Annotated in this window: 26 protein-coding genes and 1 tRNA gene; 10 read left to right on the top strand and 17 right to left on the bottom strand. The window is 58.5% G+C overall.

Annotated elements, in window-relative coordinates:
• Nucleotides 1-144: 144 nt before the first annotated feature.
• From LDZ23_RS14380 to LDZ23_RS14365, 5 genes are all read right to left on the bottom strand, one after another.
• Entirely contained in the window at nucleotides 145-813 is a 669-nt protein-coding gene (locus tag LDZ23_RS14380; RefSeq protein WP_008352269.1) for a DUF4276 family protein, read from the bottom strand.
• Nucleotides 810-1,922, bottom strand: coding sequence for an AAA family ATPase (locus tag LDZ23_RS14375; RefSeq protein ID WP_008352270.1), 1,113 nt, complete (start codon nucleotides 1,920-1,922; stop codon nucleotides 810-812). Before LDZ23_RS14375 ends, LDZ23_RS14380 begins: the two co-directional genes overlap by 4 nt.
• A gap of 162 nt (nucleotides 1,923-2,084) precedes the next feature.
• Nucleotides 2,085-3,068, bottom strand: a complete 984-nt coding sequence (locus LDZ23_RS14370; protein ID WP_008352271.1) for a restriction endonuclease — start codon at nucleotides 3,066-3,068, stop codon at nucleotides 2,085-2,087.
• Between the two features lie 77 nt (nucleotides 3,069-3,145).
• The gene (locus LDZ23_RS34995; RefSeq protein WP_412135180.1) at nucleotides 3,146-3,454 is read right to left on the bottom strand and encodes a HigA family addiction module antitoxin; all 309 of its coding nucleotides are present in this window, start codon (nucleotides 3,452-3,454) and stop codon (nucleotides 3,146-3,148) included.
• Between the two features lie 214 nt (nucleotides 3,455-3,668).
• On the bottom strand, nucleotides 3,669-4,238 hold the full coding sequence (locus LDZ23_RS14365) for an inovirus-type Gp2 protein (protein ID WP_008352275.1): 570 nt from the start codon (nucleotides 4,236-4,238) through the stop codon (nucleotides 3,669-3,671).
• Nucleotides 4,239-5,232: 994 nt separating this feature from the next.
• Between LDZ23_RS14365 and LDZ23_RS14360 the strand changes: the two genes are divergently transcribed.
• The 3 genes from LDZ23_RS14360 (at nucleotide 5,233) to mcrC (ending at nucleotide 9,656) form a co-directional block, all read left to right on the top strand.
• Nucleotides 5,233-6,012, top strand: a complete 780-nt coding sequence (locus tag LDZ23_RS14360) for a hypothetical protein (RefSeq protein ID WP_244807673.1) — start codon at nucleotides 5,233-5,235, stop codon at nucleotides 6,010-6,012.
• 331 nt (nucleotides 6,013-6,343) lie between these two features.
• Nucleotides 6,344-8,566, top strand: coding sequence for an McrB family protein (locus LDZ23_RS14355; protein WP_008352279.1), 2,223 nt, complete (start codon nucleotides 6,344-6,346; stop codon nucleotides 8,564-8,566).
• A 19-nt stretch (nucleotides 8,567-8,585) separates the two neighbouring features.
• Nucleotides 8,586-9,656 (top strand): 5-methylcytosine-specific restriction endonuclease system specificity protein McrC, encoded by a 1,071-nt coding sequence (gene mcrC / locus LDZ23_RS14350; RefSeq protein WP_008352280.1) that lies wholly within the window; start codon nucleotides 8,586-8,588, stop codon nucleotides 9,654-9,656.
• Nucleotides 9,657-9,842: 186 nt separating this feature from the next.
• Here the strand turns inward: mcrC and LDZ23_RS14345 are convergent, their stop codons facing one another.
• From LDZ23_RS14345 to LDZ23_RS14320, 6 genes are all read right to left on the bottom strand, one after another.
• Nucleotides 9,843-10,601 carry a hypothetical protein gene (locus LDZ23_RS14345; RefSeq protein WP_033536465.1) on the bottom strand — a complete coding sequence of 253 codons (759 nt, stop codon included), beginning with the start codon at nucleotides 10,599-10,601 and terminating at the stop codon, nucleotides 9,843-9,845.
• A 235-nt stretch (nucleotides 10,602-10,836) separates the two neighbouring features.
• Nucleotides 10,837-10,912: transfer RNA gene (locus LDZ23_RS14340), tRNA-Ala, on the bottom strand.
• Nucleotides 10,913-10,979: 67 nt separating this feature from the next.
• Entirely contained in the window at nucleotides 10,980-11,324 is a 345-nt protein-coding gene (locus LDZ23_RS14335) for a c-type cytochrome (protein ID WP_008352285.1), read from the bottom strand.
• Nucleotides 11,321-12,121 (bottom strand): BON domain-containing protein, encoded by an 801-nt coding sequence (locus LDZ23_RS14330; protein WP_008352287.1) that lies wholly within the window; start codon nucleotides 12,119-12,121, stop codon nucleotides 11,321-11,323. The genes LDZ23_RS14335 and LDZ23_RS14330 overlap by 4 nt, the downstream gene beginning before the upstream one ends.
• A gap of 23 nt (nucleotides 12,122-12,144) precedes the next feature.
• Nucleotides 12,145-12,732, bottom strand: coding sequence for a phosphoheptose isomerase (locus LDZ23_RS14325; RefSeq protein WP_008352289.1), 588 nt, complete (start codon nucleotides 12,730-12,732; stop codon nucleotides 12,145-12,147).
• A 102-nt stretch (nucleotides 12,733-12,834) separates the two neighbouring features.
• On the bottom strand, nucleotides 12,835-13,269 hold the full coding sequence (locus tag LDZ23_RS14320) for a YraN family protein (protein ID WP_008352290.1): 435 nt from the start codon (nucleotides 13,267-13,269) through the stop codon (nucleotides 12,835-12,837).
• On the opposite strand from LDZ23_RS14320, the gene rsmI reads away from it, so the two are divergent.
• On the top strand, nucleotides 13,268-14,149 hold the full coding sequence (gene rsmI / locus LDZ23_RS14315) for a 16S rRNA (cytidine(1402)-2'-O)-methyltransferase (protein ID WP_008352292.1): 882 nt from the start codon (nucleotides 13,268-13,270) through the stop codon (nucleotides 14,147-14,149). The genes LDZ23_RS14320 and rsmI overlap by 2 nt on opposite strands.
• Nucleotides 14,150-14,202: 53 nt before the next feature.
• Here the strand turns inward: rsmI and LDZ23_RS14310 are convergent, their stop codons facing one another.
• Nucleotides 14,203-14,811, bottom strand: a complete 609-nt coding sequence (locus tag LDZ23_RS14310; RefSeq protein WP_033536464.1) for a septal ring lytic transglycosylase RlpA family protein — start codon at nucleotides 14,809-14,811, stop codon at nucleotides 14,203-14,205.
• Here LDZ23_RS14310 and LDZ23_RS14305 point away from each other — a divergent pair.
• The 4 genes from LDZ23_RS14305 (at nucleotide 14,788) to LDZ23_RS14290 (ending at nucleotide 17,320) form a co-directional block, all read left to right on the top strand.
• Nucleotides 14,788-15,057, top strand: a complete 270-nt coding sequence (locus LDZ23_RS14305; protein WP_162483414.1) for a hypothetical protein — start codon at nucleotides 14,788-14,790, stop codon at nucleotides 15,055-15,057. The genes LDZ23_RS14310 and LDZ23_RS14305 overlap by 24 nt on opposite strands.
• A 419-nt stretch (nucleotides 15,058-15,476) precedes the next feature.
• Entirely contained in the window at nucleotides 15,477-16,133 is a 657-nt protein-coding gene (locus LDZ23_RS14300; protein ID WP_008352295.1) for an MBL fold metallo-hydrolase, read from the top strand.
• Nucleotides 16,130-16,756, top strand: a complete 627-nt coding sequence (locus LDZ23_RS14295) for a 3'-5' exonuclease family protein (protein WP_008352297.1) — start codon at nucleotides 16,130-16,132, stop codon at nucleotides 16,754-16,756. Before LDZ23_RS14300 ends, LDZ23_RS14295 begins: the two co-directional genes overlap by 4 nt.
• A gap of 105 nt (nucleotides 16,757-16,861) precedes the next feature.
• Nucleotides 16,862-17,320, top strand: coding sequence for an Lrp/AsnC family transcriptional regulator (locus tag LDZ23_RS14290; protein WP_008352298.1), 459 nt, complete (start codon nucleotides 16,862-16,864; stop codon nucleotides 17,318-17,320).
• A 503-nt stretch (nucleotides 17,321-17,823) separates the two neighbouring features.
• Here LDZ23_RS14290 and LDZ23_RS14285 read toward each other — a convergent pair.
• Nucleotides 17,824-18,126, bottom strand: a complete 303-nt coding sequence (locus LDZ23_RS14285) for an H-NS histone family protein (protein ID WP_008352299.1) — start codon at nucleotides 18,124-18,126, stop codon at nucleotides 17,824-17,826.
• A 368-nt stretch (nucleotides 18,127-18,494) separates the two neighbouring features.
• Nucleotides 18,495-19,166: a HugZ family pyridoxamine 5'-phosphate oxidase gene (locus tag LDZ23_RS14280; protein WP_008352300.1), complete on the bottom strand. Its 672-nt coding sequence runs from the start codon at nucleotides 19,164-19,166 to the stop codon at nucleotides 18,495-18,497.
• Between the two features lie 156 nt (nucleotides 19,167-19,322).
• Here LDZ23_RS14280 and LDZ23_RS14275 point away from each other — a divergent pair, with 156 nt between their 5' ends.
• Entirely contained in the window at nucleotides 19,323-20,546 is a 1,224-nt protein-coding gene (locus LDZ23_RS14275; protein ID WP_033536476.1) for an MFS transporter, read from the top strand.
• A 61-nt stretch (nucleotides 20,547-20,607) separates the two neighbouring features.
• On the opposite strand, the gene LDZ23_RS14270 is transcribed toward LDZ23_RS14275, so the two are convergent.
• Complete coding sequence (locus LDZ23_RS14270) at nucleotides 20,608-21,753, bottom strand: branched-chain amino acid ABC transporter substrate-binding protein (protein WP_008352302.1); 1,146 nt, start codon at nucleotides 21,751-21,753, stop codon at nucleotides 20,608-20,610.
• Nucleotides 21,754-22,292: 539 nt separating this feature from the next.
• Between LDZ23_RS14270 and LDZ23_RS14265 the strand changes: the two genes are divergently transcribed.
• Nucleotides 22,293-22,997 carry a dienelactone hydrolase family protein gene (locus LDZ23_RS14265; RefSeq protein WP_008352303.1) on the top strand — a complete coding sequence of 235 codons (705 nt, stop codon included), beginning with the start codon at nucleotides 22,293-22,295 and terminating at the stop codon, nucleotides 22,995-22,997.
• A gap of 41 nt (nucleotides 22,998-23,038) precedes the next feature.
• On the opposite strand, the gene LDZ23_RS14260 is transcribed toward LDZ23_RS14265, so the two are convergent.
• On the bottom strand, nucleotides 23,039-23,224 hold the full coding sequence (locus LDZ23_RS14260; protein WP_008352305.1) for a hypothetical protein: 186 nt from the start codon (nucleotides 23,222-23,224) through the stop codon (nucleotides 23,039-23,041).
• Between the two features lie 226 nt (nucleotides 23,225-23,450).
• Nucleotides 23,451-24,677, bottom strand: a complete 1,227-nt coding sequence (locus LDZ23_RS14255; protein ID WP_008352306.1) for an MFS transporter — start codon at nucleotides 24,675-24,677, stop codon at nucleotides 23,451-23,453.
• Nucleotides 24,678-24,717: the final 40 nt, after the last annotated feature.

Below are 24,717 nucleotides of genomic sequence, written 5' to 3'. Positions count from 1 at the left end.
ATCGACACCTGTAGTTTCCATGCGCAATTCGTCGGCGCGACGATCAGGACACGCCTTGTCTGCTGACCAAAATTCTTGCCTCTATTTCGGGGGTAGTTCCACCGCATCTATTGCGAGCGTCCCTTGGCTAAGGAAGTGGCCGTACTACTGCGCCAACGCTTCGATCCGGTTTAGCCACTCATCAAAGCGCGGACACTCGTTGCGAATTGCGGCCAACCCGATTTCAAGTGCAGCAATGGAGCCGTACACTGGCTTGTCGTAGCCCTCGAAGTGATTCAGGATCCGCTTGCTAGGCGCCGTCATCGGACTGTTATTGATCGATTCGGGACTGTCGAATGCATCACGTATGCGGCGAAACTCCTGGTTGAGCGCCGGCTGTCCGATCGCGTCTGCCAAGCGTTCAGGATGACTGAACAGAAGACCTTCGAATTCGTACATCTGGACGTAAGGAATAAAGCGGCGCATATGGTTGTCACCGAGGTGCCGCCGCAATTCCGCAGTCATCGCCTGCAGCAAGCACACCGCCTTGTCATCCGTGGTACGCATAGTCTCAGCGGCAACTTTCCCTGGAAAGCCTCCCGGAAGACCATAGTAGTCGAAAAATGTTGTGCACCAGGCATCCCGGTCTCCGGCTAGCCGATTTCGTACATCCGTCAGCAGGCGCTCGAAGCGCAGATTTCCACCCTTATGACCGGGCTTGCCGATCAATGCTGGCATCAAAAAGATTTCCTTCTGAGCGAAGGCTTCGGCCAAGACCTCAGCGACGAATGTCTCTTCAGTCTGTCCTTCGCAAATGACATGAACACGGATCACTTGCGCGGCCTCCCACCGAGGATGTTCTTCTCCCATAGCTCCCCGACGGAATAATCTTCCAGCCATGCCTCAAATTCGCTTTCGTCAACGCGTTTGAATACAGAGCCACCCTGCTCGCGCTCCACGATGATCAAATCGTCGATGGAAAACTCGTTAACTAACGGCACCGATTGGGTAGAGACGATAACCTGCATATGCGTTGAGGCAGATCGTAATAACGAGCCGAGTAAGGTTATCGCATACGGATGCAAACCAAGCTCCGGTTCGTCGATAATGATGGTTGACGGGGGATCAGGCTGAAGAAGCGCCGTTACGAGGCATATAAAACGAATTGAACCGTCGGAAAGCTGACTGGGCGAGAGCGTGTAGTCGCTTTGCTGTTGCCGCCACAACAGTCGAATCTGTTCCTCCCCACTCTTCATTCGGCGCGGTTTAAGCACAAAGTTATCGAAGAACGGGATGGCAAGCTGAATGGTTTTGCGAATCTGCTCGTACACATCTGGCGTCTCGTCCGCCAACCGGAAGAGGTAGCTAGCAAGATTTGATGCGTCTGGCCGCAGGTACTCATTGTCATGCACGGAAGCCCAGCGCTTCACACCAGCCGTATCGCTCGTGTCATGAAAATGGAAAACCTTCCAACCGGAAATCGAACTATAGCAATAATCGGCTTCTCCGCCCTTACCTGACGACGTGAACGCTTCCTTGAGCTTGGCCTCGTGATGGCCTTCACCCAAAGAAATCCATTTCTCACCAAAATAAGGACCATCGAAGAATAGGGACTCCTTGGCAAAGACGAAATCACCATCAACGGTCGGCTCCAGCACGAACTTGTATCCATTCAAGCCGAACTTAACAAACGATTCGAGCCGCTCGGTCTCCTTTACGCCGAAGGTCAATATGCGCTCGGCCGAGCCCTGCTGAGACACCCAACGCTGAAGGCGCAGCTCCACCATCTCGCTGAGCATTCGGAAGTATGAGACGAAGCTACTCTTCCCCGCACCGTTAGCGCCAATGAGCACGTTCAGGCTTCCTAGCCGAAGACGGTCTAAGCTCCGTATTGACTTGAATCCTTTGATCGTCAACTGATCAATGGGTTTTTTCTTACTCATGGCGCTTGCCTAGGGTATTTATCCAATTTAACGCACTTCCGACCCGAAACGGGTATTGTGGTTGCGGTATCGACGACCTGTGAGTCACCCCGGAGGCCAGTACGTCTCCGAAAGACCTTCTCGCTGCAACCATGTCCTTCCAGTTCTCTGTCATCTCGCATCTCACGCCTGCACGTCATGCGGCCGGAAGTACGGGTTTTTGTGTATCTGAGCGGCCTGAACTTTCTGCTTGAGGAAACCCGCGAGGTCATCCTGCCGCTCAAGCAGCTGCACGATCTCTTCCAGAGTCGAGAGGACAAGAACCTTGTGCTGCAAGAACTCACGCACAGTGTGAATCGCTGGTTCCGTGTATTCACTCGCGGAAATAAAGATGCCTCGAACCTCGGCACGCGACATGAGACGCACAAGATGCTCCGAAATCTCGGGCTTACCGACCGGATTGCGGTACCACTTCATCTCAACGAAATAGAGAACTCCGCCAAGTTCGATTACGCCATCGATTTGCTCGACGATTCCTTCCCCGGCTTCGCCGACCAGATGAAAGGCTTTATGAACAAGAACACCGTACGCTAGGAAGAGGTTATTGAGCGCTGTTTCCAGTTTTTTACCGCGCTCCTGCGCACTGGCAACCGCACCGAAGAGCGAGTAAAGATCGTGCCTGGCAGTCTCGATCTTCGAAGCGCGTTCTCGCTTCTCAGTGACAACACGTTGCATGTCGGCGAGACGGGCACGACGCTCCTCCTCTCGGGCATTGTTGATGCGCGTAAAGGCATCCTTTTGATTGACAACCTCCCTGATACTGGCAACGAGCCCTTTGGCCTTGAGTTGGTCGTCTGGCCAGCATGTATCGAAGTTGGTAAAGTCCACCACGCGCCGCAATACCTCGCGACGTTCGCGCAGAGTCGATTCGCCCTTTGCATTCAAGCGCTCAAGCACCGTGCGAACCATCTCATATTTGTTCACTTCCTTCGGTGCAGCTTTAAGGCGACCGGCAATATCCACAGTCATACCGTCAGGGACACCAGCACCACGAAAGAATATCAGCACATCCTTCTTTGAGCGGTTGAGGAGCGGCACTACGTCAACCAGCAAGCTAAACAGCTCTGGTGGATAGTGGAATGTGATGTCCGCCGATGACGCAATCATGCCCCCCCCTGCTAAACCCGCGCGACACCGAAGCTAATGCGCAGGAAAGTTACTTTCGATTCTGTCATGGTGCGTCCCTAGGCATCTTGCGCGTGATTGTTGGCCTTGCGGCTGCAATTGCACCTAGGAAGCGCCCTGATGGCCGATCCCGATTCTGCTTCAGCAAGCTCAAGGTCATATTGAGCCTGCAAGCCCATCCAGAAGTGCGGCTCGTTGCCGAACCAATGGGCAAGCCGAAGTGCGGAGTCGCCCGTGATTCCCCGCTTGCCCTTGACGATCTGGCTAATTCGGTTGGCCGGAACTCCCAATTGGCGTGCCAATTCAGTCGGAGTCACGCCTAAGGCAGCGAGCCGTTTCGCGAGAACTACGCCTGGGTGATGGGCCATAGCGGCCATATGAGCCTCGCAATTGGCAAGCCGCTTGCGTCCGCGCCGCCACTTCGTATCTCGGCACGTAGCCTAGACGTTGTACGTCAATCGTACATCGCTTTGGTCTGGCAGTCGAATGCCGTGGCAGACTTTTACTCGTCTGGCACAAGTCCCTGCGGCAACTCGGCCCGCGCTACGAATCAAGCCCATAGGCCAGGGACGCGCAGCCATCTCATCTCGGCCTGGGAAGCTGACTGGCACCGAACATGTGCCGGTAGCGATTGGTACGCGTCGCCGGGTAACTACAGGCCTTCGTCAAGTACTCGAGGTTTTTCCTCAGCGCATCTCGTCTGACCATGTCGTTACGGTCGATCTGGCCGACACCGATCCCATGTCCACGCTCTTCATAACGCTCCTTTCGATGGTTGCTATTCCAGCCATCGCCCATACCTCGCGTGATCCGCTCAGACCAGTAGTCGATCAAGCTACGAGCGATCAGGACATCCTGTCGGTACTTTCCGTCGTAAAAGAAAATCCAGTGAATATGTAAGCCACCGGAGATATCCCCCTCCTCTATTTTCCACGCATAACCGTTAATCTTTCCCAAGAGACCATTCATCTTCATGTTGCTGATGAATTTATCTCGATGATGACAAACATCATCAAACGTCATTCGATGCCGATATTCAGGCTTGTAGTTAAAAGTCACGCTGATGATGAGATGGCGTGAACGCCACTCAAACATCCCTTCCTCAAGCTCAAGCACCTTCTTTTTTTGTCGTTCGTTGTAGCGAATCTTCATGATCGATCCTGTTGAGTGGTTATCACCAATCGATCAACATGAACGATACTTTATTATCTCAGCCTATCGGCTTCTTGCTTATTACCTTTGCGATTAGTCACCACTTATGCCTTTTGTGTGTTTCGACATCTTATTATTCAATAGATCGACATTTTCTTTTATTAAACGCATACTTATTACAAAGAAAGCATCGGAAGGTTTCAATAAAAAAGAAAAAAAAAGCACACTTTTCCATGATACCCATCGAGTGACTACGACGAAAAATCCCTTGGCTACAATGGTTTTCTATGCATATACCGACTTATGCATAAAAGCGCCCTATTCTTTTCAACAACCGTAGATACGACTGGAAATGGGGGATTCCCCATCTCCAGCGAATTAGTGGCTGTTATCTCGGCGTGTCGATTGCGTCGCTTTTCCCCGGGGATTTACTCCTTGGTCTCCTGCCTCGCCAAAGTTATTACGTAGTCACCGTACGGGGACGGGCTCCGGGAAAGCTCTTTCAACGCCCGATTTATAGGCCGCGGATCGGCGCATGGTGTGGCGACGGCGGCAAGGCGCACGGATTTGCTCCTGACGACTGCACCAAGCCATCCCAAGCGCGATGACGGTCTACAGCGATCGAGGCTATGCCGAGTGTCACAGCGTAGATGCCAACGACACTCGGCGCGGAAGACAGCTATAAGTTTTTGTCTGTCGCACCCAACCGCCCTACACAACGGCATCTCAGCACCACGAACGAGCATATTTGCGATGTATTTCCATGCAATTTCTAGCATACTTCTCGTATAGTTCAGATGTATTTGCAATGTATTTCTGTTGCATTTCCTATGTGTATTTTCCCCGCGCGAAATAGCTGGGCCATCAATTAACATTGACTATCAAATATAAATGGCAATAGATTTTCGGAAACTCAGATGGCCGCAGCACATTGCGTGCTGTACTCCCGAAAACTCATTGGACGCTAGATGACCGGACGGTAGCCTGGCTGTGGATGTCCTTGCGCGACAGACGCAGCGTAGAGGATTTGAAATTAAACGGATTGAACATAGACCTGTACGGCACTGGAGCCATGTTTAGGGACATGACCCGCGTTATTCACGAACTCGACCTTGAGGGCGCACTTTACGATGAAAAGGAAAGGTTCGTTTTACCGATGGATGACCTTAGATGGTTTATAAAAGATTCCAGAAAGATTAATTGGATCTTTTTCATACTAAAGAGCAAGGATGGCTGGCGGAATATCATATATCCAGCAAAATTGAATCAGGAGGACGCCCTGATTGCGTTATTCGATTCGTGGCAAGCAGCTATTTCCGAAAAAAAACGGCTACTGGATCACTTGAAGGAAGATTGGATTCGGCACACTGACCTCGATCACTATTACTCATGGTTCGGAGAGCGCGACGAGAAGAAGCGCTGTGAGGCAGCGTGGGCGTGGTATCGAAAAGAACATGGGCGCCATTTGAAAGCGACATCAAAATTCGTAAATATCAATGATATTTTGTTTTTTCTTGACACATTAGATTTCAGCCTCGATGCAAAGCTGCTTCACATAGAGAAAATCAAGAAGGAGATCAAGCGACAGCAGGTAAGAGCAAATCTCAAAGGCAAGAAGCAAAGTAATTTCGCATTGCATGAAGAAGTTCGCGATCAATTGGAGGCGTTAGTCGAACGGTATGGCCTTACGAGGCGACAGATAATCGAACGATTAATCCGGAATGCTGTCATTAAAGGTCTCGATGGCGAGAACGCGCCGGTCGGTTCAGATTGAGCGAATTTGATGGCGTATTCGGACGCTGTGGGTATGCGACGCAGCGATCTCTGTGCGGACCCATTGTTGACCTCGACGGCGCAGAACGGGCCGGGAAGGGACGTTCGCGCTTTAAAAGACAGCGCAATTCGAAGGCCGCTTTCGTCACTGACACTGGACATCGGGACCTGCAATGCGTTGATCCAGTCGTCGCCCCTGCGTAAAACGAGGGCTGCTCGACCGCTCAATCGCCAAAATAGTTCGCGTGCGTTCCGAGACACCCCGGGCGCCCTTGTCCCTTATACTTATTGAGCTTCGCTTATTGCAATCTGGACCGACCCAATAGAACGATATGACGACTATTCTGAGCGACGACCAACTGCGGGAAATATGGCAGACCGGATTTAAGAGTTACGCTGCCCAGCAATGGGCCACAGAATGGCGTCATCGCTACACCGAGCAACTCCGCCTCGTAAAAGGCGCGTCCAGCGACACATGGCTAACACCAGACTTTCAAGCAAAGCTCTGGAATGACAATCCGATTGCCAACATCGGCTCTGGTAATTCTGTCACGGTGACTGGCGCGCTCACCGATATAGAACTTGCATCCGACCTGCTTAACGAGCGCGACGCTGTGCTGCCGGGCGATGCCGAGGCGCGTGGCGAGTATCTTGATGCTCTCTATAAGCGGATTCTTGCGTGGATCGCTACAAAACAATATGCGAAGCGCCGCCCCAAAGCACGACTGATCCGTCTTTTCGCCGCCATATTTCCAGACGACATGGTATGTCTGATGAATGCCCGTCGCATCTGGCAAGTGCAGCGACTTCTTGGACTGCGGCCGATTCACGGCGATTTCGTCGCTCAACATGCAGTTATCCGTGATCATCTGCGCCAAGTCCTTGGGCAACCCGCTACGGTAGAAGAATCTGTCGATCAATCGGTCCTGACATGGTACCTCTGGCAGACCTACATCGATCATCCAGATGAAGGTGCTGTCGAACAACCGAAGGTGACACGCGAAGCCGTCGACATTCCTGAAATCTCATTTTTGCCCGCGGAGGCTCAACGTAGGAGTCTTACGTGCGTAAGCGACAACGTCAGCCTCCTCGTGGCGGTGGTTCGTGAGACGGAGCAAGGGCTGAGCCGTGACGACCTTATCTCGGTCATCATGCAGGAGGCCCCGCAGTTGCAAAAGAGCACGAGCGCTGTCAACGTCATTTCGCAGGCGCAGGGAGGTCTCGGACTGATCACGTTGACGGATGGTGCGTATCGTCCTACCACACGCGGTATAGACATACTCACAGCGCCCGACCCAGCTGATGCCCTGCGCGGGCCGTTGATTGGTCGCGTCTTCGGCATGGGGCATTTGCTGCTTTGGCTGTCACAGACGCCGGATGGTATCGCACATCAAGAGCTCGCCAGCAGACTGCAGGAACTGGTGCCCACTTGGACAACCACTCAGCCGGGCTCATACATCATCGCCTGGGCCAGAATGGTGGGTCTAGTTCGCTCCGATAGCTCGACGGGGCACGTACGACTCGTACTGACCGAAGACGGGGAGGACTACGCGGCTGCACTCCCGGAGGATTTTGAGGCTCGCTGGCAAATCCACGCCAAGAAGGCTGAGACGGACGCCGAAACTTTCAGTGGTCCGCAGGTGGTGGGCGACAACGGGCTAATCGTCGCACCTAATTACAGCATACAGGCCATTGTCGACGATGGGTGCTTTGTTCCTGAGGACGAACTCAAGGCGATGCTTGAGTTGCTCAAGCGCAAGCACAATCTCATCCTTCAAGGTCCTCCGGGAACTGGCAAGACATGGCTGGCCAAGCGACTGGGCTATGCCCTGCTGGGTGCACGAAGCACCAGTCGATTGGTTTCCTTGCAGTTTCAACCATCATTGTCCTATGAAGACTTTGTTCGCGGCTGGCGCCCCGGTGCAGATGGCCGGCTGGACCTCATCGATGGCGTCTTTCTCGAAGCAATCAGTGAAGCACAAGCGGATCCCTCGCCATTCGTTGTGGTGATAGAGGAGATTAATCGCGGCAATCCTGCACAGGTTTTCGGTGAGATGCTAACCCTCCTCGAACATGACAAGCGACGTACGGATGAAGCGCTCAGGCCTGCTTACGCTCGCTCGCCGGATGAGCGGATTTACATCCCTCCGAATCTGTATGTAATCGGGACAATGAATATCGCAGACCGCTCGCTGGCGCTGATTGACTTGGCGCTGCGCCGTCGATTTGCGTTTGCGACTCTGAGACCGGCACTTGGCTCGCCGTGGCGTGACTGGTGTAGAACCCACGCCGGTTTTTCGGAGGCTGCAGTTGTCGATATTGCCGAACGTATGGAACGTCTGAATCAGCGTATTGCGAGCGACCAGTCGCTTGGCGACCAGTTCTGCATCGGGCACAGCTTCGTCACACCACCGAGGGACAAGCCGATTGAGGAAGTTGGCGCATGGTTTGGTGAAATCGTGAAGAGTGAGCTTGAGCCGCTTCTGCGGGAGTACTGGTACGACAATCCGCCAAAGGTCAAAGAGGCCATCGACGAGCTGCTAACCAATCTTTAATGGAATCGGGAGCACGGACATGTCGCACCCGATCCCCATTAAGAATCTCTGGTTTCTGCTCTCCTACGCGCACAACCTGGCCGAGTTCTCGAGCCAGCTCCCCGTAGCGATAGCCGATGAGGACGATATCCCCGAACTGCTCGGGCGCCTGCTGGTCTGGCTTGTGGAGCGTCGAATTAGACGTAATCTGACACGCGCCTATCAGACCCGTGAGGCACGACTAACACGAGTACGAGGGCGCATCGATCTCGTCCAGACCCTGTGCTCGGATGAGCTTCGACAGGGGCGAATTATTTGTCGCTTCGAAGAGCCAACAGCGGACACGCCGAGAAACCAACTGGTCCGCTATGCGCTCACTTACGCAGCATCAATCGTGGGGGAAACCAAGCTATCCCACCGTTGCGTCCAGTTGGCATCGGAGCTTGGTCGGCTCGGGGTCTCGTACCGCCGTCCAGCCAGGTCGGAAATGGCGCGAGAGCAAATCGGGAGAAATGATGCCGAGGACCGTGCATTGCTGGCGGTTTCGGGTTTGGTATTGGATCCCCGACTTCCTACCGAAGAGGCCGGAAACTCATACATTGCGCGCCTTCGCCGGGACGATCGCATGCTGCCTTACATATTTGAGAAAGCCGTCGCCGGTTTTTATGCTCATCAGCTCCCTGCACGAGAGTGGTGGGTCCGGCCGCAGAAGCAGCTGGACTGGCCAATCCATGCACCAACGTCAGGTTTGCGTCCCTTGCTTCCCGGCATGCAAGCTGATCTTGTAATCGATAGCCGGTTGACCGATCGACGTATTGTGATCGATACGAAGTTCAAAACGATTCTGCGCTCCAACCAATTTGGCAGCGAGAAGTTTCGTAGTGGTGACATCTATCAGGTCTTTACCTACCTGCGAAGCCAGACGGGCGGCGGCGACAGGCATGCCGAGCATGCTGAAGGGACGCTCCTTCATCCATCAGTGGGTGAGCACGTGGACGAATCATGCACCGTTCAGGGACACCGTCTCCGATTTACGACGGTTGATCTCGGTGGCGAGATCGCGACAATTTGCGCAACCCTAAGGTCGCTGGTAGAGCCCCAGCCAATTTAGGCATGTTGACGCGCAACGCTATACCCTCCCTCTTGCGTTGGAAGAGGCTTGCCTTAATCGGAATAGCGAACTCAGCGTCGCCAAGATTCACTTGGCCGGGATGGGTCGAAAAGGGCGGATGCCCGGGGTGTACAAGGCGCTTGATATTCGCAATGCAGCATAAAAGACGAATCCCCCTGCAGGGGACTATCCCTCGTCGACAACGCCGCCGTTGCGCAACTGCCTCACAGCTTCAACCGGCCACAGCACGCGACGGTTCGCCAGCTTGACGGGCCGAACTCCGTGATAGCTTCCATCGCTGGAGTAACGCTTGCGAATTGATTGTGGACCAACGGCCATCACCGCCGCAAACTCGTCGGTGGACAGGTAATCGCGATTCTCAGGAATCGGCATGGGTACACGTGGTGCCGCCTTTCGAGTGGTGGCAGACACCTCTGGCGAGCTTGAGGGCAACGCCCCCAGAGACGCCTCACTGAGCACCTGGCGCATCGAGTCGACTATCGCCATCGACTTTGCGGCGTATTCGGCAACCTGTGATGGAATATAGTCAATCTGCTCTGGCGCAGGTTTTCCAACAATGACATCGATGAACAATGCCAACCAGGGTGTATCGATCTCTTCGCGCTCAAACCAGTCGATGAACTGGTGCGGCGTCATCCTCGTTGGTACAGTCCCGTTCTCCTCCTCGCTAGCCCACTCATGCCATTCGCGCATGATTAGGCGCGCGCAGTGAAAGCGTCGATGGCCGCCGTTAGGGAGGTTCTCGCCATCAAGCCCTACCCCGCCATCCGGCATCTCTTCGCAGCCCTCTGGCGCGAGAACACCCGACATGATGAGTGCGCCTTCGACGGGTGTCCAAGTCTTACGGCCAAGACATCCTTTCAATGTCGCATAAAGCTGCAATGAAGCGGCAATGCGCTCGCGTGGTGAGTAAAGATCGCCCATAAACCCGTTGCAGCCCTTGCAATAGGTAGATCCTGTAAGCGCGCCGCAACACGTCGGGGGCTTTCCGATGCATCGTGAGCCACGCCCGTTCGCGCAGCACCCCATTCCAGTCGGCCAATTGAACCTGTTGATTTGCATGGAACGACTACGACGAAATCCGGTTACACCACGGTTACACAGACTCAGTAAAGAGAAAAGGGTTACAGGCAAAACGCCTGTAACCCTTTGATTTTATTGGTGGAGAGGAGGAGGATCGAACTCCCGACCTTCGCATTGCGAACGCGACGCTCTCCCAGCTGAGCTACCCCCCCAACGAATCAAAATTGTACCACAGCAAAATCGCCGTCAGGCAAGCCTTCAGACGACTTCAATCAACGCTCACTTCTGCGGCGCCCCCGCCAGAATCCAAGACACGACCGTCTTGATATCCGCGTCGTTCATCTTCGGGTGCGAAGGCATCGGAATCGAGCCCCACACCCCCGCGCCGCCGTTCTTCACCTTCTTTTCAAGCATCGTGCTCGCCTGCGGATCGCCCTTGTACTTCTCGGCGACCTGTTGAAACGACGGCCCCACAAGCTTGCGATCGATCGCATGACAACCCATGCACGCGTTGCTGCGCGCGATCGCCATCGCATTCGCGGATGAACCCGTCTGCTCCGCAGCAGACACACCAAAAGACGCGGCAACGATCACCGCGCCGACAATCGAACGCATCATGTTCATTTCACCGTCGAAGCCGGATTGGCATTCCCCGGACGCACATCCGAGTTCTTCACGGGCGCGGGCGATTGCGTATCGAGCGGACGCGACGTCACGCCCGAATCAGGCACCGTCCCAACCGTCGCCTCAGCCGGCGCGCTTGCCGCCGGCGCCACGCTCGTGCCCGACGCGGCCGCCGCTTCCAACGCTTGCGCCTCTTCAGGCTTGATGTACTGGAACACCTTCACGACCTGCTCGACGCCCGGCACGCGCGCGGCGACATCCGCGCCATGCGCGCCTTCGTCCGGCGTGACGAGCCCCATCAGATAAACGACACTGCGCTCGCACACCACCTTGTAGTCGTTCGCGTGCAAGTCCTTCTCGCCGACCATCGCAGTCTTCACGCGTCCTTCAAGGTAGGAATCGTTCGCGCGCGATGAGTACGAACTCGCGCCCTGCACCGACAGCTCGTTGACGATGCTGCCGACGTTATTGATGTCGCGCACCACCGCCTCGGCCTTCGCCTTCGATGCATCGTCCGGCACTTCGCCCGTCAGCAGCACGCGCCGGTTGAACACGGTCACGTTGACATGCGACGTATCGGGCACGTTCTCGTTGATTCGCGAAAGCGCCTTCACCTGAATCTCGCGATCTTCGGTCTGCGCGCCGAGCGTGCGGCGATCCGTGGCGATCAACGTGCCGCCGGCCGCCGCACCGACGACCGCGAGCGCGCAGCCCTGCAACGTCAATGCAACTCCCGACAACATGCCCACCATCAGCGTGGCCTGGGCCAGCGTCGCCTTGACGCGTGTCTTGTTCATCAACTCCGTTCCCCCTTTCAGTTTCAGTCGTCGCCGAGCAGCATCGCATCGATGCCGTCGCACAGACAATGAATGGTCAGCAGATGGACTTCCTTGATGCGCGCCGTTCGTTCGGCCGGCACGCAGATATGAATATCGGTTTCGGCGAGCACGTCGGACATCGCGCCGCCGCCCTTGCCCGACAACGCGATCACGATCATCTCGCGCTCGTGCGCTTCCTGAATCGCAGCGAGCACGTTCACCGAGTTGCCCGACGTGCTGATCGCAAGCAACACGTCGCCCGACTGGCCGAGCGCGCGGACCTGGTTCGAGAAGATCTGCTCGAACGCATAGTCGTTGCCGATGGCCGTGAGTATCGACGTGTCCGTGGTCAGCGCAATCGCCGGCAAGCCCGGACGCTCGCGTTCGAAGCGGCCGATGAGTTGCGCGGCGAAGCGCTGCGCATCGGCAGCCGAGCCGCCATTGCCGCAAACGAGAATCTTGTTGCCGTTCGCGAGCGCGCCAAAAAGCGTATCGACGGCGGCCGCGATCGGAACCGCCAGCGCGTCGAGTGCTTCGAGTTGAAGTGCCGCGCTGTCGCGGAATTGCTGTTGAATGCGTTCGACTGACATCGACTCTCGATCATCGGCCGCGACATGCGCGGTGTGTGGCTTGAACGCTCAAGGCGTCGGTTGTTGCGCAGTTTACCGCATGCATCATGCGATGAACCGCAGTCACGCCTCGTCGGCGCGAAACGCATCGGGCAGCCAATGGATGCGGCCCGCATCGAACGCGACGACGTCGAAACGGCACGCAGGCAACGCGCCGCGCCATGTCGTCAGGAAATGCTGCGCGGCATGTACGAGGCGCGCGCGCTTCTTCGCATCGACGCTTTCGACCGCATTCGCGTAACGCCTGCTTCTTCTCGCGCGGACTTCGACGAACACGAGCGCGCCGCGTTCATCGAGCATCACGAGATCGATCTCGCCGCCGCGACACGTCACGTTGCGCGCGACAAGACGCATGCGCTGCCGCTGCAGGAACGCGAGCGCGTGCGACTCGAAAGCGTCGCCGAGCGTTTTGGACACGGCTCCTCCGTAAAAGTTGTCGGCGGGCCACCGAATCGCGCATGGCAAAATGACGACCTTTCCTTCGACGCCCGCGCTCATGCTTCAGATCTCCGAACTCGCCGCTGGGCAGCACTATCCGACAGGCGCGCTGTATATCGTCGCAACGCCGATCGGCAACGCGGCGGACATCACCGTGCGCGCGCTCCACGTGCTCGGACTCGCGGATCGCATCGCCGCCGAAGACACGCGCAACACCGCGCAACTGCTCGCGCGCTATGGCATTTCGAAGCCGTCGATCGCCGTGCACGAGCACAACGAGCGCAGCGCCGCCGAACGCGTGATCGAGCATCTCAGGAACGGCGAGCGCATCGCGTGCGTATCCGACGCGGGCACGCCCGGTATCTCCGATCCCGGCGCGCGTCTCGTCGATGCCGTGCGCGAGGCCGGCCTGCCGGTCATCCCGCTGCCGGGCGCGAGCGCGCTCACGACCGCATTGAGCGCGGCGGGCGCGTTCGTCGGCGGCTTCTCGTTCATCGGCTTCCTGCCGACGAAGGCGAAGCAACGTGCGTCGGAGCTGAAGAAGCTCGCAAGTCATCCGATGGCGCTGGTGTTCTACGAGGCGCCGCATCGCATCGTCGAAACCGTGCGCGCGCTCGGCGACGCGTTCGGCGGCGAACGGCAACTGCTGATCGCCCGTGAGCTGACGAAGTTACATGAGAGCCTGCATCGCTGCACCCTGGCCGAAGGGCCAACGTGGCTCGAAGCCGATGCGAATCGTCAACGCGGGGAATTCGTCCTGGTCGTCGAAGGCGCGCCCGAAGCGCACGACGCCGACGACGCCCACGACGCGCTGCTGTCGACGCTGCTGGAAGAGTTGTCGGTGAAAAGCGCGGCGCGCATCGCGGCGACATTGACGGGCGCGTCGCGCAATGCGCTGTATGAACGCGCGCTGAAGCTCGCCAAACGCGACGAGAAATAAAAACGGGCCGTTGCGATAACGGCCCGTCGGGTTCTGCGAAGCTGTCGGCGAGATCAGTTCACGCTGTCGTCGGCCAGCGCCTGAGCCTGCTCTTCGCGCGCCGCACGCGCTTCCTGCTGCGTGAGACCTTCGATCTTCACCTTCTGCGTGCCGGCGCCGCGCATGCCGAGCACCGCCGCCGCTGCATACGACAGATCGATCACGCGTCCGTGCACATAAGGGCCGCGATCGTTGATCTTCACGACGACGGTCTTGTGATTCGCTTCGTTCGTCACGCGCACCCACGACGCGAGCGGCAGCGTGCGATGCGCTGCGGTCATCGCGTTCATGTTGAACTTCTCGCCGCTCGCGGTCTTGCGACCGTGGAACATGCGTCCGTACCACGACGCCTTGCCCTTCTGCTCGAAGTTGCTGGCGTCGGGACCGGTCGTGATCGGCTCGGCGTCGGAAAGCGACTGCGCCGGTTGCGCCGGCTTCTCGGCGGGCAGCGCGGAAAGGTGCGAATCGAAGGCGAGCGGCGCCGTCGAGCGGGCACTGCTCGTGCTGAAGGAGTTTGTGTTCTGAGGATTGGATGCGACATCGCCCGAACCCGGCGCGGCGCAACCCGCCAGCACGCCAACTGCTAGCAGGCTCCCGACATGTCGAATAAATCGAGCATTCATAGACGTGTTTTCAACGATAAAGGAGCGGCCGCGCTGCGCTGGTCGGCGCGCGCAAGGCTGCTCGAGGCTTTGCCGTGCAAAGCAGAACGCCGCTCGCTGAAGCGAACGGTGAACTGTGCTCGGATGCGGCGCACTCGTGCCGCAAACGCCCGGTTATTGTTCACGTCTGGCGCAACCTGTCCCCGGCAGCCTGACCAGACCCCACAAGCCGCCATCGAACGTGGCATCACGTTCGTGCGCTGGTGAAGCCAAGTGAGCGCAGGAACGGCGGCGTAGGCCCCATCCGGCGTGACGGCGGCAAAGGCCATCTGACAGACGCGCGGCGTCTGGCCGGACAAGACGTGTGCACCTACTGAAGGTGCGTGAGTTGCAATTGCGAGGCTTTTGGCCCCCAACAGCGTACTGACAGCGATTGTAAAAACGCACTAGCGTTTTGGCATTCGCCCAATGACGGCATGGTTCGATCCATGCACAAGTAGTGCCATTATACAAAAAAACCGTGGTCCGGCTCATCGGACCCATCGAATTGTCATTGATTTTCGCTATGAGCGTAAGAATTGCCGCTTTTTTGAGCAACGCCGCAGCGGCGCGCGCTGCCGTCGGACCCGTGGTCGCACCGGTACAATGAACGTTTTTACAGGCCCGCGCGCATCGACGTCAGTCATATGAAAGTCATTCTCGTTCCCGTAACGCCCTTTCAGCAGAACTGTTCGATCGTGATCTGCGAAGCGACCCAGCGCGCCGCCATCGTCGATCCGGGTGGCGACATCGAACGCATCATCGCGGAAGTCGAACGCCAGGGCGTGACCGTCGACAAGATTCTTCTCACGCACGGCCATCTCGATCATTGCGGCGGCGCCAAGGCGCTCGCGGACCATTACGGTATACAAATAGAGGGACCGCATCGCGAAGATGCGTTCTGGATCGATCAGTTGCCCGCGCAGACTCAGCGCTTCGGTTTTTCGAACGCCGAAGCCTTTACGCCGGAACGCTGGCTCGACGACGGCGACGCCGTGCAGTTCGGCAACGAGTCGATGGAAGTCTATTTCTGCCCAGGCCACACGCCGGGTCACGTCGTATTTTTCAGTCGGGAGCACAATCTGGCGTTCGTCGGCGACGTCCTGTTCGCCGGTTCGATCGGCCGGACCGATTTCCCGCGCGGCAATCAGGCGGAACTCATCCGCTCGATCCGCGAAAAGCTCTGGCCGCTCGGCGACGATGTCACCTTCGTTCCCGGACACGGCCCGGCATCGACGTTCGGCGAGGAACGGCGCAGCAATCCTTTCGTGCGCGACGGCGCGGCAACGGGTGCGACAGCGTGAACGCAATCCCCGAAATCTACGTCAGCACCGATGTCGAGGCCGATGGCCCGATTCCCGGACCGCATTCGATGCTGAGCTTCGCGTCCGCGGCCTACACCGCGGACAAGCAGCTCATCGGCACCTTCTCCGCGAATCTCGAAACGCTCGAAGGCGCGACGCCGCATCCGGTTCAGGCGGCTTGGTGGAAGACGCAGCCCGACGCGTGGGCCGCATGCCGCAAGGATCTGCAAAAGCCGGAAATCGCCTTGCCGGCCTATGTCGAATGGGTGGAAGCGCTGCCCGGCAAGCCCGTGTTCGTCGCGTATCCGGCGGGCTTCGACTTCACGCATATGTTCTGGTACATGATGCGCTTTGCCGAGCGCTGCCCGTTTTCGTGGTCGGCGCTCGACATCAAGACGCTCGCCTTTGCGATGACCGGCCTGCCGTATCGCAAGGCCATCAAGCCGCGTCTGCCGAAACACTGGTTCGACGAGCTGCCGCATACGCACGTCGCGCTGGACGACGCAATCGAGCAAGGCGCACTCTTTTGCAACATGCTGGCCGACCTGCGGATCTCGCAGGAGAAGCTGGCCAGGTTTGCGAAGGAATCCGGCGACGACACTGAAGGTAAAACCGCGCCCTGAGGCGGGGGAGTTAGGGAAACTCCCTCAGTGCGGGCGCGTTTGCATTGCGTTTCTTTTTCGACGCCTCTACTATGAGAGTCAAATCGCGACCGAACGGAGGCGCAGTTGACTCTCGATACATTCTCACAAAAAATCTTGCGTCTCCTGCAGCTGGACGCACGCCGCTCCGTTCAGGAAATCTCCGACCAGGTCGGCTTGTCGAGCACGCCGTGCTGGCGTCGCATCAAGGACATGGAGCAATCGGGCGTCATTCAGCGCTATACCGCGCTGCTCGATCGCGAAAAGCTCGGTCTGCATGTCTGCGCGCTCGCGCATATTCATTTGACACGGCATACGGAAGGCGGCGTCGAGCAATTCGAACGCGAAATCGCCACTTGCCCGGAAGTCACCGAGTGCTATAGCACGACCGGCGAATCCGATTACATCCTCAAGATCGTCGCGCCCGATATCAAGGCTTACGACGCCTTTCTCCACGATCGCATCTTCAAGATTCCTGCCGTCGCTCAGGTGCGAACGAGCGTTGTGCTCCGAGAGATCAAGTTCGACACGCAATTGCCGCTCTGACGGATTGCGTTTAGCGCCGCGTTTCTAATGCGCGCTTGGACCGTTGGTTCCAGCGCGCGGAATCGGTGCGTCCGTTGGAAGAGCCTTGTAATGCAATGGGCGAACGCGCATCCAATTCCCTTTCAGCCAGTCGATAAAAATCAAACTACCCAGCACGCCCGGCCTGATACGGGCGAAATATCCTGATGGTTGGCGATCCAGGTTCGCTCGCGAGCCAGCATTGCGGCGCGAACCGTGAACAGCAATCCGCCGAGGAAATTAATGCCGAAATTCGACGGCAGAACACGATGATCCGAGTTGCCGCAAGTCCGCTATCTGGCGCAATATTCCTTCAGGAGACGTCCCGGTTTTTCGGCCTGCGCGCTGTTGACGCAAGCGCGGTGTAATGTGTCTCCGGTCTTCGAACTTCGGCAAATGACGAAACACCGATCATCTGATCGCACAAATGAAAAAGCCGCGTCACGTAACGCGGCTCTTCGAATGCATCGTTTGATGCTTTGCAATTACTTGCCGATCAGAAAATTATCCCGATCCTGCCCGGCGATCCACTTCGGCGGCTTGCCGCGACCCGACCACGTGCTGCCACTTTCGGGATCGCGATATTTCGGCGCCACGCCCGAGCGGCTGCGTGCGGCCTTCGCGCCTTTTGCGCCACGGCCGCCAGCCAGTTCCTGAAGCGTGATGCCATAATCCGACATTTTCTGCTTGATCTCATTAAGCACTTCCGCGTATTCGCGCGACTTCGCTTCTTCAATCTGACGTTCGAGAGACTCGCGTTGTGCGAGGAGTTCCTTGTATGAAGGCATGGCAATTCCCTAAGTGGTTTGCTGACTTGCGAATCGGCGCGCTCGCTTTCAGTTATCAGTATAGCCTCGGACTGGCACGCAGATTAACACAGTTCCCAATAACGCGGCATGTGCGAATCGCCACTTATTAAAAGTTTAGCAATTTTCTTCGTAACAATTGCCGAAAGCTCAGAAGGTTCGCTTGTTCGCTCTTCGGACTTAAAAGCTCTGCCAGTCGCGACGACGACTCGACGATGGCATCGGATGAAAACAAAGAGAAACGAGTCAGTCGCAAAAGTTTCATGAGATGGCAACTTGCCACGAAAAAGCCGCTCTGCAGCGCGTTCCATGCGGTTGAAATCGGTCGCAACGTCTCGGATTTATCTCGTTCAAATATTACGTTGACGCTCAAAACAATCGATAACCGCGGCCTTCAAATCCTCGTTCGTCAGTTTCGGGTAATCGAATGTAAAACGATTGCGGATGTCGGCGAGCAGCAAATCGCAGCCGTACCGGTCTATCCCCAATAATCCGCGATTCTCCGGACGGCCGCTGTAAGCATCGAAATATTTGCATAACGACGATTCGTCGTCCGCCGAAAGCGGCGGCAGCGAATCCAGTTCTTCTCCGCCGAGCCATCCCATCGCGCCGAATCCGCCTATATAACGCATGCGCTCGAGCGACATCACCCAGAAGGAAAAATCGCCGAGTTCCAGATAGCGTGCCGCATCCGGGTGATAGCGCAAATAGCGCCGCGCGAGCTCTCCGCGATCTTCGGGCGCGGCGGGCGCGAAACTGCCGAGCATCGTCAGGCGCTGGCCTTCCAGCACGCCGCCATCCGCCGCGTGGGAAACCAGAAACCCCGCGCGCGCATCGGCCTGAAGATTGCGCGTATGCTCGGCGAGATGGCTGATGAGCACCATCGGCACATGGCGCTCGGTCGGCGCGAACGGCAGCGCCGTCGGATAGGGAAAGCCGCGCGGCTCGCGGGTAAGCGTGGCGAGCGTGCCTTCGGAGACGCGATGCAGCAGATGCAGCGGCGCTTGCGACGGGATGTTCATCCGGGCCTCGTGCGTGGGTGAATGGTCGGACGATGGTAATGCAGCAGGTCCGAGCGTGTCACCTGGCCGTTCGATAGAATCGAAAGCCTTCGCGTTCGATGGCAACATGTCCGGTTGTCATCGCATCCCGCGCAACTTCAAAGAACGATTTCATTCGTGTCCGATTCGACCACTGCCTCCGCCGCCTGCGAATCCAATCCGACGCTCGCGCTACATCGCACTCTTCCGCATGCCACACGCGTACGCGCGCGCTACGCGACGATGGCCGTCTTCTTCATCGCGGGCATGATGTACGCCTCCTGGGGCGTGCACGTTCCCACCGTGCGCGACAAGTTCGCACTCAGTCCCGGCATGCTCTCGTTCGCGTTGCTGGCGGTCGCGGGCGGCTCGATCTTCGCGATGCTCACCGCTGGATCGTGGATCGCGCGCGCCGGCACGCGCACCGCGTGCATGGCGGGCGGCATCACGATGATGATCTGCGGCTCGCTGATCCTCGTGACGCCTTCTTACTGGATGCTGCTCGTCGTGCTCGCGATTTTCGGCTTCGGCATGGCGACGCTCGATGTCGCGATGAACGCCGAGGCCAGCGCGGTCGAGCAGGCTCTGGCGCAGCCGATCATGTCGTCGCTGCATGGCATGTTCAGCATCGGCGGGATGGCGGGCGCGGCCGCGGGCGGCGCACTGCTCGCGCACGGACTCGCGCCGGCGGCGCATCTCGCGCTCGCTTCCGGTGTGAGCCTGCTCGTACTGCTCGTATCGATGCCCGCCGTGCTGCCGCACGTTCCGCATCACGACGAGCACGCGAAGGCGTCGTCATCGAATCGCTGGCGCTCGGGCGCGCTGTGGGCGCTCGGCGGCCTCGCGCTCGTCGCGCTGATCGCGGAAGGCGCGATGTACGACTGGGCCACTGTATATATGCGCGATGTCGTCGAAGCCACGCCGTCGGTGTCGAGCGCCGCTTACGCCGCGTTCTCGGGCGGCATGGCGGCAGGCCGCTTCGGCGGCGACGCGGTGCGCGCGCGTTTCGGCGCGCCGCAACTGATCTTCGGCAGCGCGGGGCTTGCGTTCATCGGCATGGTGATGGCGCTCTTGCTGCCGAACACCATCGTCACGATGACCGGCTTCACGCTGATGGGCTTGGGCCTCGCGAACATGATGCCGGTGCTGTTCGCAGCAGCGGCGCGCGTCGAGGGCGTGACGCCCGCGGAAGGGCTCGCGCAGGTCGCGGGCCTCGCGTATTTCGGGCTGCTGCTCGGGCCGGTGTTGATCGGCGGCGTTGCACAGATCAGCAATCTGCCGATCGGGCTGTGCGTCGTCGCGGCGTGCTGCTTCGTCATCACGCTCATCGGACCGCGCATTCTCAGGCGCTGGAAGATATGAAAAAGCGCGCGGTCCTTTCGGAACCGCGCGCTTCTCTGGACTTCGAGAAGTCCGAAGGAAATTACATCTTCACGACGTCGAGCAGCGTCTTCTTGCCGCCCTTGTAGTTGTACAGCGAGATCACGCCGTGCTTCAGATCGCCCTTCGAATCGAAGGTCGTCTCGCCGATCACGCCCTTGTAGTCCGTGTTCGGCATCGCGGCGACGATCTTCGCCGGATCGGTCGAGTTGGCGCGCTTCATCGCGTCGACGATGATGTACACCGCGTCATACGTGAACGGCGCGTAGATCTGGATCGGCTGGCCGAAGCGCTTCTGGAACTTCTCCGCGAACTGCTTGCCGCCGTCCATCTTCTCGAGCGCCATGCCCGCTTCCGAGCACACGACGTTGTCGGTCGCATCGCCTGCGAGATCCGACAGCTTTTCCGTGCAGACGCCGTCGCCCGCGAGAACCTTGGCGCGCAGGCCGAGCTGCTTGGCTTGCTTGGCGAACGGGCCGCCGGTTGCGTCCATGCCGCCGTACATCACGGCGTCGGGGTTCTCACCCTTGATCTTCGTCAGAATCGCGCGGAAGTCGACGGCCTTGTCGTTGGTCGCGTCGTGCGAGATCACCTTCAGGCCGAGCGACTTGGCGGTCTTTTCGAACTCGTTTGCGAGACCCTGGCCGTATGCCGTCGAGTCGTCCACCACGGCGACGCTCTTCACCTTCAGGTTCTTCGCGGCGTAGTTGGCGAGCGCCGGACCTTGCTGCGCATCGGTCGCGACGACGCGGTACGTCGTCTTGAAGCCTTGCTGCGTGTAGGTCGGGTTCGTCGCCGACGGGGAAATCTGCACGATGCCCGCGTCGCTATAAATCTTCGACGCCGGGATCGACGTGCCGGAGTTCAGGTGACCGACGACGCCCACGACCTTGTCGTCGACCAGCTTCTGCGCGACTTGCGTCGCCGTGCGCGGGTCGGCCGCGTCGTCTTGCGCGTCGAGTTCGAGCGTGACCTTCTGGCCGTTGATCGTCAGGCCCTTGGCGTTGATCTCTTCGACTGCGAGCCGCGCGCCGTTTTCGTTATCCTTGCCCAGGTGAGCAATGCCGCCGGTCAGCGGAGCGACGTGACCGATCTTGACGACCTGGTCGGCTGCTGCGGACGTTGCCAACGTCGCGAAGAGCACGGCTGCGGCGCTGATCGGCAACAGTTTGTGAAGCTTGGTGTTCATGTAAGTCTCCAGTTTCGGTCCCAAAAACAACGTAATCGCCCTGTGCCCCGTCTTTCATCACGATCGCTCAGTCCCGTGGACGACCACGCCGGATGCATCGTCATGCACTTGGCAAGTCCTTCCGGCAGGCCGTTCGTGGCAGCCGCCATCCGCACTGCGCGCAAGTGTAGGGTTGTCAAATTAATTTAGGGAAGTTTTTTAAGATAGTGGTGTCACTACCAATTAACGGCCAGTTGTGATGCGCCGCCGTTTGTGGTGGCGTTCGCGTGAAGAAGCCCTGTGCATGCGGGTTTGCGCGACATCGGCGCGCAAAGGTTTGGCCGTCATTCGAGTCCGGCAGACGCGCGCCGATAATCGCTGCCCATCGGCACCATTAGCCTGTTTTTTAATGACTGTTTTTAGCTGGCGTTTAGATCGGCGCCTCTAAAAACCGGCTGCGCGTCAAAGCGCGTGCCAGAGGGCGCGCGGACGTTCAGGGCGACTGAAAGGGAAAGCTGGCAAACTCACACGCCTGCATTCCCACACACAAGGAGTTTGACGTGACCGTTTCCACGACTTCACGCTGGATCGACATTCCGGCCGATGGCGGCAGCTTCCAAGGCTATCTCGCGCTGCCGAAGACAGGCACCGGACCCGCCGTGATCATCCTGCAGGAGATCTTCGGCGTGAACGGCCACATTCGCAGCGTCGCGGATCAATACGCCGCCGATGGCTACGTCGCCCTCGCACCCGATGTTTTCTGGCGCACGCAGCCGCGCGTCGAGCTGGGTTACGAAGGCGCGGATCGCGAAAAGGCGATGGAACTGCTGCAAAAGACCAAGCTCGATGCCGCTGTCGCGGACGTCGGCGCGGCTGCGAAAGCGCTGCGCGCGCTGCCCGAAGTGACGGGCAAGATTGCGGCGATCGGCTATTGCTTCGGCGGCCGGCTCGCGTATCTCGCGGCGGCCGAGGGTTCGGTGGATACGGCGGTGGCCTATTACGGCGGCGGCATTCAGAACGCGCTCGACAAGGCCGATCAGGTCAAGGTGCCGATGCAGTTCCATTACGGCGAACTCGACGCGCACATTCCCGCCGATGCCGTCGATGCCGTCCGTCAGAAGTTCGCGGGCCGCGAGGATTCGGAACTGTATGTCTACGCGCAAGCCGACCACGGCTTCAACTGCGGCGATCGCGCGTCGTATAACGGGAAGGCGTCGGCGCTCGCGCACGGACGCACGCTGACCTTCCTCGGCGCTCATCTGTAATAGAAGCACCTTTCGCAAGCGCGCCCTGAACGGCGCGCTTGCTATATCAGCGCGGGCAATCCTTCGACGAGCAGAAAGGCGGCGAGCACACCGAGCAATGCGCCGAACACGCGCAGTACGTTGTTTCTCAGATGCGTCGCGCAGGGAATGGCCCCGAGGAACAGCGCGCCAGCGAGCGCCATCGGGATGATCAGAATGAAGTCGCCGATCGTGAAATACGTCGTCATGGTGCGTCTCCCATCGTCCTGCTTCTGGCTTTATCGTCGCGTGTGAAAAGCTGCATCGACGATTCGAGTATAGGCCGCGCCAACGAAGGCGTTAGCCCAACTTCGTACGACGGCAAACCACGAAAACGTACGAAAGCCTTGCGCGACAAGGACTTGCAGGCACCTATTTTTAAGCGGACGCGGAAAAACCCTTAGCTTCGGCTTATTTCAATCGGCTTTCGATTGTTCAGACGACAGCGTGCTCGCGCCGGTTCAGATGCACCGCGCCCGCAATCCCGACGAGCAGCAGCGCGCCGATCAGCCCGGCGACGCCCTTCCATCCGAATGCGGTCCAGAAGTGCCCTCCGTACGATCCGATCAGACTCGACCCTATGTAATACGCGAGCAGATAGAGCGCGGCCGCCTGGCCTTTCGCTTGTATCGCGAGCCGTCCGACCCAGCCGCTCGCGACCGAGTGCCCTGCGAAGAAGCCGAACGTCAGGCACGCGATACCCGCAATGATCACCGGCAGCGCGTTCGACAAGGTCAACGCGATGCCGAGCATCATCAGCACCAGGCTTGCGATCAGCACGCGGCCGCGCCCGAAGACATCGGCCATCTTGCCGGACCACGGCGACGCGACCACGCCCGTCAAATACACGGTGAAGATCGCGCCGATCTGCGTCTGATTCAGGTCGAACGGCGCGCCCAGCAACCGATATCCGACGTAGTTGTAGAGCGTGACGAAACTGCCCATCAGCACGAAGCCGATGAGAAACAGAAACGGCAAACCGCGATGCCGCAGATGCCCGCCGAGCGAGCGCCGATGATGCGCGAACCCGACGCCGCGCCGCGGCTTGAAGCGTCGCGACGGCGGCAGCAGCGAGCGGAACGCGAGCGTGGCGAGCAGACCCAGCAGCCCGATTCCGCCGATAGCGACGCGCCAGCCGAAAAGATCCGCGAGGATGCCGCTGATCACGCGCCCGGCCATGCCGCCGATGGCCGTCCCGCCGACGTAGAGTCCCATCGCGAGACCGAGGCCTTCGGGATGCACTTCCTCCGCGAGATACGCCATCGCGACCGCGGGCACGCCGCCGAGCGCGAAGCCTTCGAGCGCGCGCACGACGAGCAGCGCGTGCCAGTCCGGTAGCACGGCGGCGATCACCGTCAGCACCGACGACGCGAGCAGCGAAAGCGTCATCAGCCGATGACGGCTCCAGCTTTCCGAGACGAATCCCGCGATGAAGATGGCGATCGCCAACGCCGCCGTGCTCACCGACACCGCGAGCGCGCTGACCGCCGGACTGACGCCGAACGCCTTCGTGAACTCGGGAAGCAACGGCTGCACGCAGTAGAGCAGCGAAAAAGTCGCGTAACCGGCGAACAGCAACGCGAGCGAAGCACGCCAATAGGCGCGCGAGCCGCGTTCGAGATACGGAGCGGCATCGGCGGCCCGGTTTGCGTTAGCATCCACGAATGAAGTCTCTGCTGAAAAAACTCTCGACGATACGCCG

Source organism: Caballeronia zhejiangensis, from assembly GCF_022879815.1.
In the GTDB taxonomy this organism is placed as follows: domain Bacteria; phylum Pseudomonadota; class Gammaproteobacteria; order Burkholderiales; family Burkholderiaceae; genus Caballeronia; species Caballeronia zhejiangensis.
The sequence above is the reverse complement of the archived record's forward strand: the minus strand, read 5'-3'. Positions and strand labels throughout refer to the sequence as shown.

Excerpts from the sequence above, each read along its gene's own strand:
- LDZ23_RS14360 (WP_244807673.1), top strand. The coding sequence starts at position 5,233 with ATGTCCTTGCGCGACAGACGCAGCGTAGAGGATTTGAAATTAAACGGA.
- LDZ23_RS14375 (WP_008352270.1), bottom strand. The coding sequence starts at position 1,922 with ATGAGTAAGAAAAAACCCATTGATCAGTTGACGATCAAAGGATTCAAG.
- LDZ23_RS14370 (WP_008352271.1), bottom strand. The coding sequence starts at position 3,068 with ATGATTGCGTCATCGGCGGACATCACATTCCACTATCCACCAGAGCTG.
- LDZ23_RS14285 (WP_008352299.1), bottom strand. The coding sequence starts at position 18,126 with ATGCCTTCATACAAGGAACTCCTCGCACAACGCGAGTCTCTCGAACGT.
- LDZ23_RS14320 (WP_008352290.1), bottom strand. The coding sequence starts at position 13,269 with ATGAGCGCGGGCGTCGAAGGAAAGGTCGTCATTTTGCCATGCGCGATT.
- LDZ23_RS14335 (WP_008352285.1), bottom strand. The coding sequence starts at position 11,324 with ATGAACATGATGCGTTCGATTGTCGGCGCGGTGATCGTTGCCGCGTCT.
- LDZ23_RS14305 (WP_162483414.1), top strand. The coding sequence starts at position 14,788 with ATGTCGAATAAATCGAGCATTCATAGACGTGTTTTCAACGATAAAGGA.
- LDZ23_RS14260 (WP_008352305.1), bottom strand. The coding sequence starts at position 23,224 with ATGACGACGTATTTCACGATCGGCGACTTCATTCTGATCATCCCGATG.
- LDZ23_RS14365 (WP_008352275.1), bottom strand. The coding sequence starts at position 4,238 with ATGAAGATTCGCTACAACGAACGACAAAAAAAGAAGGTGCTTGAGCTT.
- LDZ23_RS14355 (WP_008352279.1), top strand. The coding sequence starts at position 6,344 with ATGACGACTATTCTGAGCGACGACCAACTGCGGGAAATATGGCAGACC.
- LDZ23_RS14310 (WP_033536464.1), bottom strand. The coding sequence starts at position 14,811 with ATGAATGCTCGATTTATTCGACATGTCGGGAGCCTGCTAGCAGTTGGC.
- LDZ23_RS34995 (WP_412135180.1), bottom strand. The coding sequence starts at position 3,454 with ATGGCCCATCACCCAGGCGTAGTTCTCGCGAAACGGCTCGCTGCCTTA.
- LDZ23_RS14325 (WP_008352289.1), bottom strand. The coding sequence starts at position 12,732 with ATGTCAGTCGAACGCATTCAACAGCAATTCCGCGACAGCGCGGCACTT.
- LDZ23_RS14280 (WP_008352300.1), bottom strand. The coding sequence starts at position 19,166 with ATGAACATCCCGTCGCAAGCGCCGCTGCATCTGCTGCATCGCGTCTCC.
- LDZ23_RS14330 (WP_008352287.1), bottom strand. The coding sequence starts at position 12,121 with ATGAACAAGACACGCGTCAAGGCGACGCTGGCCCAGGCCACGCTGATG.
- LDZ23_RS14300 (WP_008352295.1), top strand. The coding sequence starts at position 15,477 with ATGAAAGTCATTCTCGTTCCCGTAACGCCCTTTCAGCAGAACTGTTCG.
- rsmI (WP_008352292.1), top strand. The coding sequence starts at position 13,268 with ATGCTTCAGATCTCCGAACTCGCCGCTGGGCAGCACTATCCGACAGGC.
- LDZ23_RS14345 (WP_033536465.1), bottom strand. The coding sequence starts at position 10,601 with ATGGGCGATCTTTACTCACCACGCGAGCGCATTGCCGCTTCATTGCAG.
- mcrC (WP_008352280.1), top strand. The coding sequence starts at position 8,586 with ATGTCGCACCCGATCCCCATTAAGAATCTCTGGTTTCTGCTCTCCTAC.
- LDZ23_RS14270 (WP_008352302.1), bottom strand. The coding sequence starts at position 21,753 with ATGAACACCAAGCTTCACAAACTGTTGCCGATCAGCGCCGCAGCCGTG.